The sequence below is a fragment of the Pseudoclavibacter chungangensis genome (assembly GCF_013410545.1).
Classification (GTDB): Bacteria; Actinomycetota; Actinomycetes; order Actinomycetales; family Microbacteriaceae; genus Pseudoclavibacter; species Pseudoclavibacter chungangensis.
In genome coordinates this window covers 3,791,350-3,807,450 of record NZ_JACCFV010000001.1, presented here as the reverse complement: position 1 = coordinate 3,807,450, position 16,101 = coordinate 3,791,350, and the positions used below count along the sequence as shown (strand labels likewise).

Here is a 16,101-nt window from a genome sequence, read left to right as displayed (position 1 = left end):
ATCCCCGCGTGGGCGGGGAGCACAAATCGCTCGACGGTCCCGTCGCGGCGCGCGCCGGCTCATCCCCGCGTGGGCGGGGAGCACGGCGACCAAGAACCCGTCGCCATCGCCCTCCAGGGCTCATCCCCGCGTGGGCGGGGAGCACGGACACGCGCAAGACCGAGACCGGTTCTACGCGGGCTCATCCCCGCGTGGGCGGGGAGCACTACTGCCTCGCGAAGTGGGGTGAGCACCGTCCGGGCTCATCCCCGCGTGGGCGGGGAGCACTCGGCCGGGATCGGCGCGGACTCGCTGCGCGGGGGCTCATCCCCGCGTGGGCGGGGAGCACGCGACCGCCTTCGTCTCGCCGTCGCGGATCGGCGGCTCATCCCCGCGTGGGCGGGGAGCACCGTCCGTGCTCTCGTACGCGCCGATCTCCGCGGGCTCATCCCCGCGTGGGCGGGGAGCACCGTTGGTCTGAGGGGCGCACCTACAGCGTGTCGGGCTCATCCCCGCGTGGGCGGGGAGCACTTCTTCTATGGGTAGTACTTCATTGGGTAGTACGGCTCATCCCCGCGTGGGCGGGGAGCACTCATGCTCCACTACCTTTCAGAGGGTGGGCAGGGGCTCATCCCCGCGTGGGCGGGGAGCACGACTACGGCGACGCCGTGTTCGATGAGGTCGGGGGCTCATCCCCGCGTGGGCGGGGAGCACGACAGTGATCTGAGCGCGTTCGAGCTGCTGGTGGGCTCATCCCCGCGTGGGCGGGGAGCACGCCGTCCAGGTCTACCGAGAGCATCCGGCCGAGGGCTCATCCCCGCGTGGGCGGGGAGCACGCGACGTGAAGTCGGGGGAACCGCGGGTCCTGGGGCTCATCCCCGCGTGGGCGGGGAGCACAACACGCTCGTCGTGTCGAGTGGTGCCTTCGAGGGCTCATCCCCGCGTGGGCGGGGAGCACATCGCGTCGCGGGTCGACCCCGGGACGAACAGGGGCTCATCCCCGCGTGGGCGGGGAGCACCGGGTTCGGGATCGAGGGGGACGGGCTGACGGGGGCTCATCCCCGCGTGGGCGGGGAGCACCGATCCCGCTCCGGACATGACACCTCCCGTGGAGGCTCATCCCCGCGTGGGCGGGGAGCACGGATGGGGCCGCCGCCACATCAAGCCGAACCGAGGCTCATCCCCGCGTGGGCGGGGAGCACCGGCCGACGACCATGTTCGCCGACACGTCCGACGGCTCATCCCCGCGTGGGCGGGGAGCACGGGATCTGGGCTCGTCTCGGTGGTGAGGCGGTGGGCTCATCCCCGCGTGGGCGGGGAGCACACCAGTTCAATGCGTCGGCGCCGCTCATGTCGCGGCTCATCCCCGCGTGGGCGGGGAGCACACCGACACGCTCACCACCGACGACCTCGACACGGGCTCATCCCCGCGTGGGCGGGGAGCACGGCGCACACTTCCACATCCCCAAGATCTCGACCGGGCTCATCCCCGCGTGGGCGGGGAGCACCTCCGCGGCCTTGTCCCACTCGACCAGCACCGCGGGCTCATCCCCGCGTGGGCGGGGAGCACGTGCGACCACCTCGCCTTCCGATGGAACCCCGGGGCTCATCCCCGCGTGGGCGGGGAGCACGTCCTGCCCGGGTACACGCCGGGCCGGGCCTTGGGCTCATCCCCGCGTGGGCGGGGAGCACGGGGAGTCGTTCCGCACGATCCTCGCGCGGCGGGGCTCATCCCCGCGTGGGCGGGGAGCACTTCACGCCGGACGGGTACAACCACGCACCCTCGGGCTCATCCCCGCGTGGGCGGGGAGCACGGCCTCCTGCGTCTCGTGCATCACGCCGCCACCGGCTCATCCCCGCGTGGGCGGGGAGCACATAGACGGGGTCAGCCCAAGCGTGTCCATGTACGGCTCATCCCCGCGTGGGCGGGGAGCACGCGTCGCCGAGGGTCGAGGTCGTCGCGGCGGAGGGCTCATCCCCGCGTGGGCGGGGAGCACGTCACCGGCCGGGGCATCGACGAGAGCACCCGCGGCTCATCCCCGCGTGGGCGGGGAGCACTTCCTGTCGCCGGTGACGTCGGCGGTGGGCGGGGGCTCATCCCCGCGTGGGCGGGGAGCACTCCGCGAGGCCACTGCCCGCGAGGTCAGTCCACGGCTCATCCCCGCGTGGGCGGGGAGCACTCGCGGATCAGGCCGAGCACGTTCTTGTGCTGGGGCTCATCCCCGCGTGGGCGGGGAGCACGAATTGCGGTGGCAATCTGTGCCCCGCTCGATGGGCTCATCCCCGCGTGGGCGGGGAGCACGTCACGTACGACCCGCCCGCGCTGTTGACCGTGGGCTCATCCCCGCGTGGGCGGGGAGCACGAACCGGCTGTTCCGGGTGCTGCGCGAGCAGGGGGCTCATCCCCGCGTGGGCGGGGAGCACATGAGCCGACGCCACTTCTGCATCTCGCGGTGGGGCTCATCCCCGCGTGGGCGGGGAGCACGAGAACGCCGACCCGACGTCGGTGATCATCGGCGGCTCATCCCCGCGTGGGCGGGGAGCACGCGGACGCGGGCTTCGCGGACTCCACCGGCTCGGGCTCATCCCCGCGTGGGCGGGGAGCACGCCGACCCCGACGTCCACGCCCGGAGCGTGAGGGGCTCATCCCCGCGTGGGCGGGGAGCACCCCATGGCGTTGGCGATGCTCGCTAGGGTAGGGGGCTCATCCCCGCGTGGGCGGGGAGCACGAGACACCCGAGACCGCGGAGGTGCGCGACGCGGGCTCATCCCCGCGTGGGCGGGGAGCACTTCACGGTCGACCTGATCCCGTCGTCGTCGCCGGGCTCATCCCCGCGTGGGCGGGGAGCACGCCGAGCAGGTCATCGTCGGGCGCGATATCCGGGGCTCATCCCCGCGTGGGCGGGGAGCACGCCGAGCAGGTCATCGTCGGGCGCGATATCCGGGGCTCATCCCCGCGTGGGCGGGGAGCACTTCTTCAATGGGTAGTACTTCATTGGGTAGTACGGCTCATCCCCGCGTGGGCGGGGAGCACCCCAGGATCGACTCGAGCATCTTGAACTCGTAGGGCTCATCCCCGCGTGGGCGGGGAGCACAGCGTGACGGACGGCGCCATGTAGCCGTAGCTGGGCTCATCCCCGCGTGGGCGGGGAGCACCTGCGACGACGTTCGACTCGATCCGGGCACAGAGGCTCATCCCCGCGTGGGCGGGGAGCACATCACGAAGTTAACGGGCGCGACCGCGGCCTGCGGCTCATCCCCGCGTGGGCGGGGAGCACCGGTGCTGAGCCCGTGTATGTCGGGCCGACGGGGGCTCATCCCCGCGTGGGCGGGGAGCACCGCAACGCGCGGTACTCGGCGATCTGGTCGGGCGGCTCATCCCCGCGTGGGCGGGGAGCACCCGCGGCCGCGATCCCGTACGTCACGCCGTTACGGCTCATCCCCGCGTGGGCGGGGAGCACAACGGGCGGCTCCGGGCCTCGAGCGTCATGAACGGCTCATCCCCGCGTGGGCGGGGAGCACTCAGCGGCCGAGTCACGAGCCGTCTCCAGCCGCGGCTCATCCCCGCGTGGGCGGGGAGCACGACAGCACACAGGAGGAAGACGAAATGCTCAGGGGCTCATCCCCGCGTGGGCGGGGAGCACCGGTCCTGCAGTGGGCCGGGAACTCGGTCTTGAGGCTCATCCCCGCGTGGGCGGGGAGCACCACGATGCGCATAAGCGGGGCGAGCGCGTCCGGGGCTCATCCCCGCGTGGGCGGGGAGCACCACGATGCGCATAAGCGGGGCGAGCGCGTCCGGGGCTCATCCCCGCGTGGGCGGGGAGCACGCCGCCGTCGTGCTCATGGCCGCGGGAGCGTTCGGCTCATCCCCGCGTGGGCGGGGAGCACTTGCTCTCGCGGCTGGTGCTAGTGAGGTGAGCGGGCTCATCCCCGCGTGGGCGGGGAGCACGAGAGCGCCCTCGGCGACCTCCTGCATCGCCTCGGCTCATCCCCGCGTGGGCGGGGAGCACGCTGGTGTCACAGCCGGGAGCACGGATCAGGACGGCTCATCCCCGCGTGGGCGGGGAGCACCGCACGAAGCGTCTGAGATCACGAGTGGCCGGCGGCTCATCCCCGCGTGGGCGGGGAGCACTGGATCTGCCGGCACTGCGTCGTGCCGGCGGGGGGCTCATCCCCGCGTGGGCGGGGAGCACACCCCTCGATCTCGGGCGTGTCGGTAGGAGAGCGGCTCATCCCCGCGTGGGCGGGGAGCACTCGGCCGCGACGTTCTCGTCGGACGAGTACGGGGGCTCATCCCCGCGTGGGCGGGGAGCACGTCGGGTCCGGGATCGATAGCGGTCTCGGCCGGGGCTCATCCCCGCGTGGGCGGGGAGCACGCCGACCCCGACGTCCACGCCCGGAGCGTGAGGGGCTCATCCCCGCGTGGGCGGGGAGCACGCGAATGTTGATGGTCATAGCTCCTCCAGAGAGGGCTCATCCCCGCGTGGGCGGGGAGCACACTTCTTGATCAGGTGTTTATCGTACCGAATCCTGGTTCCAGCATCACTTTCCGCGGGCCCCGCAGGCGGCTCACGAATCCTCCGCTCGTCGGCCGCCTCGGCGCCGCGCCGCGATGCGCCGTTGAGACGCCCTGCTCCAACCACGACGAGGATTCTCGTCGACGGAGTTCGCGGACGACGCAGCGGCATCCCCCTCCACCCCACCGGCGACCACGCCCCTGCCCACGGCACGCTTCGGCCCGTCCAGCGACGGACGAAGAATGAGCTGCAACCCGTCGCGTTCCACGGGGACCCACTCGCTGCGATGGACGAGAAAGTCGAGACGCTGTTCATTGCGAGCGGAGAACACCATGATGGCCCTCCCGTCACGACTCAGCTCCACCACCCGCGCCCACAGCAGCTCGCGCACTCGGCGTGAGACGCGGCCGACGAACACACCCGGCGCGATCTCCATCAACCACCTGGTCAACTGTCCGCGGAGACCGGCGGGGCACGCGGCGAGCACGAGAACGATCACGTCGCCTCCCCATCGATCACATCAGCCTCCGGCAGCTCGAGCTCGTCATCTGCGGCACGCGAGCCCGGCCACGTCGCCGACGCACCGCTCGAGTAGTTGACTCCGCCGGAAACGACACCGTCGCGACCGTCCCACAGGCCGGCATCGGCCCCGTCCCCCGGCTCGTCGCCGTCGAACCCATCGGAGTCCAGGCCGAACGCGAGCAACGCCCGGATGTCCCCAACACATCGACGCATGAGCGCCCCGTCGACGAGGCGATCACGAACCGCCTTGCGGACATCGCGTTCGAGGTCGTCCGAGTCGCCTCTCGCCACGATGTCGAACGCGGTCGGCACGCACACCTCCGTCTTGTAGAGATCCGCGATGTCGTACACGAACGAGCGCACCTCACCCGAGTGCACGATTCCGAGCGAGGGGCTGCACCCGATCGCCACGATGATCGCGTGCACGACCCCGTAGAGGCACACGTTCGCGGCCGAGAGCGCGAGATTGATCGAATCGGACGCGTCGAAATCATCGACGCGATAGTCCCTCCGAACCCACGGCACACCGGTTCGCACCGAATGCTCTCGGTAGATGCGGCGCACGCGCGCGCCCTCACGTCCGCGTAGCTGCTGCATGGTCGCCTGGGAGACGTCCTCACCCGGAAACCGCATCTCGTACATGCGCCGCGCGACCCGGAGCCGCGATCGCTGGTTCGCGAACACCTTCGCCTGCGCCTCGATCAGACGTGACGCCAGCGTGAGCGAACGGCCGTGCGCGTAGTAGCGCACGCCCCGCTCCCCCACCCAGACGACGGTCGAGCCGCTCTCCGCGATCGTCACCATCGCCTGGTGTGTCACGTTCGTCCCTGGACCGAGCAGGAGCACCCCCAGCCCGGCCGCCGGCACATGGATCGTTCCGTCGGCGTCCGTGATCGTCACCGCATTCCCGTCGCGACTGATGATCGCGTGCTCCACGTAGAGGAACGAGAGCCGGTCCTCCGCCCGCAACAGTTCCGCCAGGTCCGGTGGCCGAGGCCCCGGCGCACGCCCCATCAGCGTCCTCCCATCACCGTCGGCTCCGCCGCCTCGAACAGCGCCACTCGCGTCTCACGCGTCAGCCGCGATCCGCTGCACGGTGAGCAGGCCGCATCCGTATCCCTTCGCGGGGCCGATGCCCGAGCACAGCACCCGTCGGAACGCGTCCGCATCCGTCACGCGGAGCAGCCCATCGAAGCGCGCGGTCCGCAATGTGACCTTGCCGTCGCCGCGCCTGAACACCCGATCCCGTCGCTCCGAAACGGCGAGTTCCTCGACCCGGTCGACGCGAACCGCGCCTGCGGCGTCGAGCACCTCTCGATCGGTCGCGAGTAGCTCGAAACCGGCTCGCACGGACTTCTCACGAAGCCACTGTTCCTGCTGCGCGACCGTCACGTGCGGCAACCGCTTGGAACGACGCTGACCCACGCGGACATCCCGCACAGGATTGGCGACGAGCGCGAACCGGTACTCGCCACCGAGCCGCACCCGGTCCAGCAGCGAATCGTACGGTTTCGTCTCCCACGTGCCGGCGAGCGGCCACCCCGCCTGCTCGACGACCGCGGTCAGGTCGGGCCGTTCCGGGCTCAGGACATAGAGCCAGCGGTGCGGACCGTCCACGTCGACCCGCCAGAGCACGCGCCCCTCAGACGCCTCGCCCTCCGGTCGCGGTGGAAACGATGCCAGTACCGCCGCGTGCATGAGCTGCGGGGATGCGAGCAGCCGCCCCGCACCGCGACGTGCGCCGTTGAGCGCCATCCTCGTGAAGAACATCATGCCTCCTAGATCAACTCGTCGAACGCATCGGCACGGCTCGGCCGTGACGGGGGACCCGATGCCCGCATATCCGCGGCGGTGACATCCGCGGGACGATCGGACGCAACGGCCGAACCGTCCGAAGTGGCCGAGTCGACGACGAGCTCGCCACCGGAGCCGTCGGAGTCCGGTACCTCCGTAGAGGCCCCCGGCACCTGCACCCACGATTCGACGACATCCCGCCACACGTACTCGCGCCGCTCCGGCGAAAAGCTCACGGGGACGTCGCGAACCGATTCGATCCCCCGCTCCCCCGGCCGCGCATCACGCACCGTACGTAGACGCACCGTGCCCGGCCTGCGAGCGCAGTACCAATCGGCAGCCTGCCACGGCGCATCCGAGAGGGCCGCATCGAGGTCCTGGTCGACGAGATCGAGCACGAGCGGCCTCGACGGCGGACACGCGCGGCGACCGAGATACAGCGGGAACTCGGGGCTCCGAATCGCTCCGGCGATCGAGTCGAGAAGCTGGCGCTCCCCCTCGAGACCGGCGACGAACACGGCATCCGAAAGATAGTACCGATACGACAGTTTCGGGTTAGCCCATCCGGGATTGCGGGCGGTCTGGTAGTCGCGCAGGAGGGTCCCCTCCTGGTCGACGCGCACACCGAAGCGGAGCAGACCGAGGTCGTCGAGTTCGGCATCACGCGGGCGCCCCTGAGCGGCCGCGACGAGGCCGAGCACGCCACTCTTGCTGGGCTCGTGCCTCGTGTCGCGTCGTTCGAAGCGACTCGACACCCCCCATGCCTGGAGCGGACCGGCCAACCTCAGCAGCAGGACGCTCATGCGTGCTCCGTGAGACGTTCCCCGACGACGCGCTCCAGGCTCGCGACGAGTTCTGGCAGCGACGTCCGCTCGCCGATCGCGTCGAGCGCCGCCGTCGCCTCGCCAAGGCGGACGACGTAACTCGCGACGGCGGGGTTTCCATACGCCTGCTCGACGTCAGCGGCATAGGACGCGAGCCGCGTCGCCGTGACCTCGGCCCGCGAGCGGCCGTCGGCGGAGGGGACCACCGCGGTCTCGAACGCCCCGACGAAGTTCACGGGCTGATCGCGACGCACCGTCACGACGATCGCCTCGGGCAGCGTGAAGTTCGCGAACGTGTTCGACTTCCCCGAGGGCAGGGTCGTCGCGAACGCGCGCACGAACGCACCCACGACCTGCGCCGCGTTCGCGGTGTCACCGAGACTCGACGCGAGCGCCCGTGCGTTGACGGAGGCGTAGCGGTAGAGCGTCGAGGAGTTGAACTCGATCGTGCCCATCATGCCGGCACCGAGGTTGTCGGCGGGCGCCTCGTCGTCGACGGCCGTGAAGAAGTCCCACTCGTTGTCGACCGCGTGCACGCTCACGGCGTGCGCGACCTGTGCCGCAGCGTCGACGTTGAGGTCGGCCGCGTCGGCGAGCATGCGTCCGAAGAGCGCAATATCGACGGCCTGGTCGGTGTCGGCGAGCGGCTTGAGCTGCTTCTTGTCGAGCTTCTCGCCCGTTCGGTGCGACTCGACCGCGGCCTGCGCGAGCCGATCGAGCTGGCGGTTCCCGAGGAACACGAGGTACTGCGTCTGCGGCTCCGGCGCCTCCTCGTCCTTCTTCGCCTTCACGGCGGGGATCTTGAATCCGACGGCCTCGAGCACCGCCTTCGCGAGTTCGGCACGAACCTCCGCGTCGATCTCGGGAGCGAGGTCGCCGATCCGGTCGCTGACGATCTTCGGCCACCGCTTCGAGCGGGTGCCGAGCTGTTCGGCGGGGAGCTGCACCGCGAACGTGTCGCGCACCGCATGCTTCTGGGCCTGGCTCGACACCCGGGCTCGTGTGACGCCCCCGAACGTGCCGGTCTTGGGGCTCCCCGTGTCGTCGCGGTTCAGGTTGGAGAATGGGACGGTCTGGATGAGGTGGATGTCGATGAAGGTCTTCTCGGGCATGGCTCAGTGCTCCTCGGTGGTGGCGTCCACGGACGCGTCGCTGGTGGGGGTGTTCGGTGATGCGGATTCGTCGGCGACGGAGTCGGCGACGGAGTTCTGGAAGGCGCGGCCCCAGTCAAGGCGCACACGGTTCGCCGTCCGGGGGTTCTGCAGTCGCAGCAGGTCCTCGGCGAACAGTCCGTAGTCGAAGGACACACCCCCGTTTCGTACGTCGCGCATCTGACTCACGAGCCCCCGGGCGTGCACGAGCACGCCGGCAACGGTGCGTGACCGGACGAGTGCGGTGAAGCGACGCTGCACGGGGCTCGTCGTGTCGGTCTCGGCGCCGAGGGTTCGCTCCAGTCGGCGGACGGCGGCACCGAAGCGGGCGTCGTGTTCGTGCGCGGGTGTGCTCGTACTCTGCTGGTGGAGCGCCCACAGACCGAGTGCCGAGTTCACGGCGAGTTCCGCGGCTGACGCGCCGCTCTGCCCCGCGGCCGGGTCGCTCGTCGGATACTTCGTGAGATCGGCGGGCAACTCGATCACGAACTCCCACGTCTCCGGTACCGAGCCGATCGGGCGCCCGATGCTCTGCCGGAGCCGCGCGAGTGCCGCTCGCGAACGGGCGGTCTCGCCGCCGCGCGTGATGTGGGCGATCGCCGAGGTGACGGCGTGCGCGACGGCGCCGCGTTCGGCATACCGGCCGACGGCCGGTCGCTCCGGCGTGGCCGCCGCGTTGTCGGATGCGATGGTCATGACGACACCTCCGTGTCTTCTGGGGTGGTCCGGTTCCCTGAGCGGCGCGCTTTCCCCGCACCGGCAGGAGTCGTTCGTGCTCGTTCCTCGCGGCGGGCACGGGCTTCGCTCGCCGCGGCGCTGAGCGGGAACGCCGCGTCGAGGTCGTACCGGAAACGACGTTCCGCGATCGGCGTGCTCATTTGTCCGAAGGAGGTCGCGCGGCCGATGATCGCCGCGGGCGGTGACTGCTCCACGAGGTCCCGTGCGAGCCGGAGGAGGATCGCGCGCGCCGTCTCGTGCCATTCGCGCACGATCGCCTCGCGGTCGGCTTCGGGGCCGACCTCGACGATCCACTGTCGGAACGGACCGTCGACGGCGAAGAAACCGGCGGCCGACGCCCGGCCACGCACCTCCGAGTCGCGGTTCCCGGCGGCGTCGGCGATACGCTGGGCGAGTCGCCCGAGTGCGTAGACGGCCGATTCCGTGTCACGCGCGGCCTGCTCGGCGGCAGCGATGAGCTCTGGATTCTTCTGCGAGAGCAGTGCCGAGCGCAGCGAGATCCGGTCCTCGAACACGTCCTGGACGATCGCGCTGTTCGCGTCGAGCTTGAGGCCGTACGCGCGGACTTCGACGAGCTCGTCGGGTTCGATGAGCTCCTCGTACTGCAGCAGTGCGTTCCAGCGGATGACCCCGGCTGCGACGCTCGCACGTGTCGTCGAGCCGACGAGTTCGGTCCCGTGAGGACGCGCCGTCACGCCGGGAAGACCTCGCCACAGTGCCCGCTCCGCGTCATGGCGACGCGCGCGGAGCACGGGCGGCGCTTTCGACTTGAGGTCCGCCGCGGTCTGTCGCCATGAGGTCATCTGCTCCATACCGATCCGCCCGGTGGGGTCGAACGGGTCACCGTTGGCGATGAGACACCCGATGACCTCGGAACCGTCCGTCTGCAGCAGCATGCGGCGACTCGTCCAGGTGTAGAGCGAGACCGTCCCCGCCGGAACCGCCTGGTTGCCGTGCTCGTCGAGCCGAATGCCCGGACCGGGTGACACGCCCAGCTCCCAGGCCGGGATGTCGGCGTCGGAACGCACTCGCACGCCGTTCTCGGTCTCACCGAGCACGAGGTTCAGCAGGAGGGTGTGCTCGAGGTTCTCGCCGTTGAGGGCGATCCCGCCGATCGCCGCGGCCGGCGCGGTGCCGATAGGATACCCGCGGCCGCCCTTCACGCGAGCATCACCGAGTACCCCGGTCTTGATGCCGGATGGATCGTACTGCTGCGCGGCCACGAGCCACCGCGCCGCCTCACCGAACCCGAGCCGACGCAGCCCCACACCGGCACGCGTCGTGAAGAACTGCTTGTCGACGTCGTTGGGCACGTCGACGACGAGCCGTTCGAGTGGGAACAACTGTTCGTTGCCCGTCGACAGGCCTGCGACCTGGAAGAACGGCCGAGCAGGATCGAACAGCTCGAAACGCTCGCGCCACCTCGTCAGATAGTCGGTCGTCGCCGCCGCGAGCGCGCCCGGCTCCGCACGCAGCGCTTGCCACAGCTCGACCGGTTCGCGCGTGTCGTCGCGAAGTGCGGATTCAGCGACGGCCAACAGCAGTCGCAACAGCGCGAAGTCCTGCAGGCCGATGTCGCCGGCGAGTTCGCGGATCTGCCCGGCACGCCGGAAGACGCCGTCGAGCGACACGGTCTCGAGAGACCCGTCGAGCAGGCGAACACTGATCCACGGCTCATCGACGAGGTTGAAGCGGGGTGACGGCGCGGCCACCACCCCCTCGGGGCTCACGGCTGCCCCGCCTGGGGGGCGCGCGTGAGACGAGGGCGCGTGAGCGGGATGCCACACACGCGAGCCGACGCGAACTGATGTCGAGCGGTTGGGAACACGAGGGTCTCCTTCTTGAGACGACGAGCGAGAGGAACGCGGGGGAAGCGCGCACACCGGAACATCGCCCGGCGAAACGGGTTCGCGACGGGGCCAAGACGATTCTGACATGATCTCATTCGCCGGCGCAACCATGAACTGTATTTTCAAATTACCCCTAGCTAGTTAGTTGTCAGGGTTCCGGCTCACGGTAGTGCTCGACTCGACTTGGACAGGTAGCGTGTCGATCCGTGTTCGCGGCGCTGCCGCGATGAGCCGTAGCTCGTGGTCATTTGCGACCTGCTCCCGCCACGTCGGGACCCCGGTCGGCATCAGGTGGCACCGCGGGCACACCCCTCGGTCGACGTTCCTGCGTCGACCGAGGGGACGAGCCGCCTGCTCACGATCGCTCCGCACGCGTCACCTCGAGCCCCCGGACGGCGTCGTAGCGCACCGTGTAGTCGGCCACCTCGGCGCTACCGTGTGCGTCGAGGCGGATCACGAGTTGTCCGCGAAGGTGGGGGCTCTGGTCCCACGCCGGGAAGTGGTTCCGTTCGAGCGCCTCGATCACTCGGTCACCTCCGGCGCCGACGCACACCCATGCCGGCAGTCGAACCGAGCACGCGGCGGCCGCGAGTGCGTCACTCGGGGAGGGCATCGACGTGATCGAGACCAGCACACCCGGTTCGCCGTCACGCGGAAGGGTTCGAAGGCTCGACTCGTCGTCACCGGGCGACAGGAGCAACACCTCGAACGTCTCCTCCCCGTCCCTGACGGCCGCGTAGCCCATCTGCTCGTTCCGATCATCGAGTGCGTGCGCACTGAATCCGGCCAGCGTTCGGGCCTCGGAGAGGGCCGGGATCCGCCAGCCCTCCGCGGCCGCGAGCGATTCCGCGCGAGCGGCGTGCGCCTCCCGGTCCGCCTCGGAGACGGCATCCAGCCACGCCGCCTCGTCGTCCGCGACCGCTTCGTGCGCGCGCGCCACGAGCGGTGCGATGTCGTCCGGCAGCCGCACCGCGGGGCCAGTCGGCTCGAGGTATGGCGAGAAGGCGCGCACCGCTCGGAGCTGTGCCGATGCACCGTAGACGCGGACGCCGCCCCGATCCGGCGCGGGCGGCGAGGCCTGCCAGTCGGTCACGCCGGTGATGAGGCAGCTGGCTTCCACGAGCGGTGCGGGCCTGTGCGCGCGAGCGTGGCGGTGCAGACGCCCGATGCGTTGGAGGACCGCGTCGACGGGTGCGAGGTCGCTCACGAGCAGGTCGAAATCCACATCGAGTGACATCTCGGCCACCTGTGTCGCGACGACGATCGCCGGACGAACGCCGCCGGGGCGCTCGCGCCCCGCTGCGGGCGGGCCGAAGCGGTCGACGAGCCCGGCATCATTGGCCGCACGATCCGGCCCGATGAATCGTGAGTGGGCGAGCGTCACGTCCTGTCCGAGGTCCGGGTCCGCCCGCAGCGCCTCGAACAGGGAGACCGCACGAGCGACGGTGTTCCGCACGATGAGGACGCAACCGCCGTCGCGAGTTCGCTCGCGCAGCACACGAACGAGCAGGTCGAGGTCGTCGTCGAGCGGCTCCAACCGGACCGAGGTTCGCGGCACTCCCCGCGACCCGGGTGCGACGACGTGTCGGCCACCGTTCCCACCCACGGCTGTCAGGAGCGGATACGGGGATTGGGATTCGCCGCCGGGGTGCCCGCATTCGTCAGTCACACCGCCGACCCCAGTGGTGGCCGCCCCTGCCGTGCCCCCGATGGCCGCCCGCGGCTCAACCGTCGTTCGGGTCGGCGCCCCGGTCCGCGCGGAACGAGCGCGGGTGCGCGCACCGACCCCCTCCTCGTATGCGGCGACGAGTCGCTCACGCAGTTCCCCGGGAAGCGTGGCCGAGAGCAGGATGACGGGAACGGAACTCGCCGCAAGCCATTCGAGCGCGCGTTCGAGGAACGCGAGCATACGGGTGTCGGAGGCGTGCACCTCGTCGATCACGACGACTTTGCCCGCGAGCGCCGCGTACCGAAGGACCGAGTAGCGCGACCGTAGCGCGAGCATCAGGACGTGATCGACGGTGCCGACGACGACGTTCGCCGCGATCCCGCGACGCCTCCCCGTCAGCCACTCCGCGACGGCGGCGTGCTCGTCGCACGCGTCGCTGTCACCTCGGGTCCGTTGCCACGCGGTCCGGGGCAACGCCGAGAAGGTCGCGTTGAATGCCCGTTTCGAGTGAGCGAGGAACACGCTCGCTCGCTCCGCGCCCGGCACACGGCCCACCCACTCGAGCACGCGATCGAGCATCGCGTCGCTCGTCGCCATCGTCGGCAGAGCCACGTAGATGCCACTCGCACCGGAGCGTGCGGCCCACTCCTCGGCGACCGCGAGCGCCGCCTCGGTCTTCCCCGTCCCCATCGGCGCCTCGACGACGAGGAGGCCCGGCGCGACCTCCTCGGCGAGTTCGAGCGCAGCGCGCTGCACCGGACGCGGTCGGAGATCGTCCGACCACGCGAACCGGTGACGATACCGCTCGTCGATCGACTCGTCGGTGCCGCTGAGCCGCCATGCGGCCGGCAGCGCCAGATCGTGCCACGCCTCGACCGCACGCGTTCTCGAATCGCGCCCGTCGGGGACTCCGGGCCCATCGGGACGTCCGAGCGGGAATCTGCTCGCGTCGCTCGCGATCCAATCGGCGTGGATCACGACCCCCGTGAGCTGGAGCTGGAGTGGCACCGGCAGTTCGACCCCGGCGAGGGCCTCGAAGTCGCGGGCAGCGATGCCGGCGATGCGCTCGACGGCGTCCATCACCTGCGCCTGTACCGCTCGCCACTCACCCTTGCCACGCCCGGTGAAGTGCCGGTCGTTCGCTGCGTAAAGGAGCCGCGGCTTCTCCGGGAACGTACCGTGATGGCCCGCGATGATCGAGGTGTACGAGCTCGCGGTGGCTCGCTTCCACCCGCGTGCCCGGAGACGCTCCGTCCACAGCTCGGCCCCGGCGAGCTCGTGCCTCAGCTCGCTGTTCGCCTTGGGGTCGTCGAGGAGCGGCAACCCGCCACGCTCCACGTGCTCGCGCAGCGACGGCACCTGTCCCGCGAAGCTCGGTGTCGCCTTGCCCGTGTCGTGTGCCGCCGCCAGCCACCGGACAAGGACGAGCGCGAGTCGCTCGTCGCCACCGAGCACGGCGGCGGTGCGGTCGCGCAGGCGCTGTGATGCGAACTCGTGCCAGTACAGCTCGGCCACTTCACACGCGTCCGCGAGGTGCGTGAGAAGCGCCAACGGCTTCTCGTCACCCGTCGGTGACTTGGCCCAGAGTGCACGCACCGCGGCGGATGTGGTGGTGGTCGAGGGGGTGGACGACATGATGCGAACGGCTCCTGTTCACGACCGGACCCCTGGACGCGACGCGGGGGCTCGTCGCGGTGATCGCAGCCGGCCGTGCGATCACTCGAAGTGTCACACCACCCCCGGACACTCGGACCGCCCGACACGATGCGGCACACATTTTCGCGACGATGCCACGTGGCACTCGCGCACGTCACCATTGCTCCGGCACGTCACGATGCACCGGACCCCGGCCCGCTAGGGTGGCGTGCCATGAGGGACAGGCGGCCGACGTTGCGCGACGTCGCGCGAGCGGCCGGGATCTCGAGCGCGCAGGCGAGCATGGCGCTCAACGGCACGGGCCGCGTGTCGGCGGCAACCGCCGCGAGGGTCAAGGAGATCGCGCAGGAGCTCGGCTACTCCCCCAACCCCACCGCCCGCGCCCTGCGGACCGGCAACACCGCCACGTTCGGGCTCGTCGTCCGCAACCTGCCGAACAGCTACTTCCTCGACGTCATCCGCGGCATGGACGACGTGTGCGCCGAGAGCGGTGCCACGCTCCTCATCATGGAGTCGGAGTACGACCACACCCAGGAGCACACGGCCGTCGAGCGCATGGCGAAATCCGGCGTTTCTGGCCTCGCGATCGCACCCATCGGCGGCGGCACCGCACTCGACTGGTGGCGGGAGCACGCCCCCGGCACACCCCTCGTGCTCCTCAACTCGGCACCGCACGACGAGTTCGTGACGATCGGCCCCGACGGTCCGCTCGCGGTCGAGCAGGCACTCGGTGAGTTCCGTCGCCTGGGGCACCGCCGCGTCGCCTTCGTCGGCGCCCCCGTCGCGCTGCAGGCCGACACCGATCGCGCCGCACGCTTCACCGAACTGTGCGACGCGTGGGACATGCAGGGCGAACTCGTCGAGAGCTGGCTCACCTTCGACGCGATCGAACACACGATCGGCGCACTCCTCGACCGCCCCGACGGGCCCCGCGCGTTCCTCATGAACTCCGACTACACCGCATCCGCCGTGTACGTCGCCGCCCGCGAGCGCGGACTGCGCATCGGGTACGACGTGAGCGTCATCGGGCACGACGCGATCCCCACGAGCCAACTCCTCGCGCCGCCGCTCACGACGATCGGCGTCGACCGGCGCGAGGTCGGTCGCGCCGCCGCCGGCGCACTCGTCACGCTGCTCGACGGCGGACGACCGCGGAACGGCCTGCTGCCCACCGCACTCGTCGCCGGCTCGTCGGTCGCCGACCACAGCGCCGACAGCGCCGACACGCACGCGTAGTCCCTCCGCCCCACCCCACGGACGTCTTCGGTGACGTTTTCGTGAACCCTTCGCGACCTGTCGACGGAGGCTCACTGAAGACTCGGCGACGACGCGTCCGACACGTTGCTAAATCGATTTGGCAAACGTCAGTCTGTTCCCCGCAGGTGATCTTGGAACCTCAGA

9 protein-coding genes and 1 CRISPR repeat array (1 of these 10 only partly in view) are annotated in these 16,101 nt (G+C 70.6%); of the genes, 1 reads left to right on the top strand and 8 read right to left on the bottom strand.

Annotated elements, in window-relative coordinates; genetic code table 11:
- Positions 1 to 4,477: direct repeats of the CRISPR family, unit length 28 nt; unit sequence GGCTCATCCCCGCGTGGGCGGGGAGCAC (it extends 2,571 nt beyond the left edge of the window).
- A 71-nt stretch (positions 4,478 to 4,548) separates the two neighbouring features.
- The 8 genes from cas2e to HNR16_RS16900 all read right to left on the bottom strand — a co-directional run bounded on the left by cas2e (position 4,549) and on the right by HNR16_RS16900 (position 14,679).
- A complete protein-coding gene (gene cas2e, locus HNR16_RS16935) occupies positions 4,549 to 4,983 on the bottom strand; it encodes a type I-E CRISPR-associated endoribonuclease Cas2e (protein ID WP_225737721.1) in 435 nt (144 codons plus the stop codon).
- 8 nt (positions 4,984 to 4,991) lie between these two features.
- Positions 4,992 to 6,032 (bottom strand): type I-E CRISPR-associated endonuclease Cas1e, encoded by a 1,041-nt coding sequence (gene cas1e, locus HNR16_RS16930; RefSeq protein ID WP_158039010.1) that lies wholly within the window; start codon positions 6,030 to 6,032, stop codon positions 4,992 to 4,994.
- A 54-nt stretch (positions 6,033 to 6,086) separates the two neighbouring features.
- The gene (cas6e, locus tag HNR16_RS16925; RefSeq protein WP_218868477.1) at positions 6,087 to 6,791 is read right to left on the bottom strand and encodes a type I-E CRISPR-associated protein Cas6/Cse3/CasE; all 705 of its coding nucleotides are present in this window, start codon (positions 6,789 to 6,791) and stop codon (positions 6,087 to 6,089) included.
- Between the two features lie 5 nt (positions 6,792 to 6,796).
- Positions 6,797 to 7,615 (bottom strand): type I-E CRISPR-associated protein Cas5/CasD, encoded by an 819-nt coding sequence (gene cas5e / locus HNR16_RS16920; protein ID WP_158039009.1) that lies wholly within the window; start codon positions 7,613 to 7,615, stop codon positions 6,797 to 6,799.
- Positions 7,612 to 8,748: a type I-E CRISPR-associated protein Cas7/Cse4/CasC gene (gene cas7e / locus HNR16_RS16915; RefSeq protein WP_158039008.1), complete on the bottom strand. Its 1,137-nt coding sequence runs from the start codon at positions 8,746 to 8,748 to the stop codon at positions 7,612 to 7,614. Before cas7e ends, cas5e begins: the two co-directional genes overlap by 4 nt.
- Positions 8,749 to 8,751: 3 nt before the next feature.
- Positions 8,752 to 9,483: a type I-E CRISPR-associated protein Cse2/CasB gene (gene casB, locus HNR16_RS16910; RefSeq protein ID WP_179558326.1), complete on the bottom strand. Its 732-nt coding sequence runs from the start codon at positions 9,481 to 9,483 to the stop codon at positions 8,752 to 8,754.
- Entirely contained in the window at positions 9,480 to 11,255 is a 1,776-nt protein-coding gene (gene casA / locus HNR16_RS16905) for a type I-E CRISPR-associated protein Cse1/CasA (protein WP_179558325.1), read from the bottom strand. The genes casB and casA overlap by 4 nt, the downstream gene beginning before the upstream one ends.
- 475 nt (positions 11,256 to 11,730) lie before the next feature.
- On the bottom strand, positions 11,731 to 14,679 hold the full coding sequence (locus HNR16_RS16900) for a CRISPR-associated endonuclease Cas3'' (RefSeq protein WP_158039005.1): 2,949 nt from the start codon (positions 14,677 to 14,679) through the stop codon (positions 11,731 to 11,733).
- Positions 14,680 to 14,913: 234 nt separating this feature from the next.
- Between HNR16_RS16900 and HNR16_RS16895 the strand changes: the two genes are divergently transcribed.
- Positions 14,914 to 15,936, top strand: a complete 1,023-nt coding sequence (locus HNR16_RS16895) for a LacI family DNA-binding transcriptional regulator (protein WP_179558324.1) — start codon at positions 14,914 to 14,916, stop codon at positions 15,934 to 15,936.
- The last annotated feature ends 165 nt before the right edge of the window (positions 15,937 to 16,101 follow it).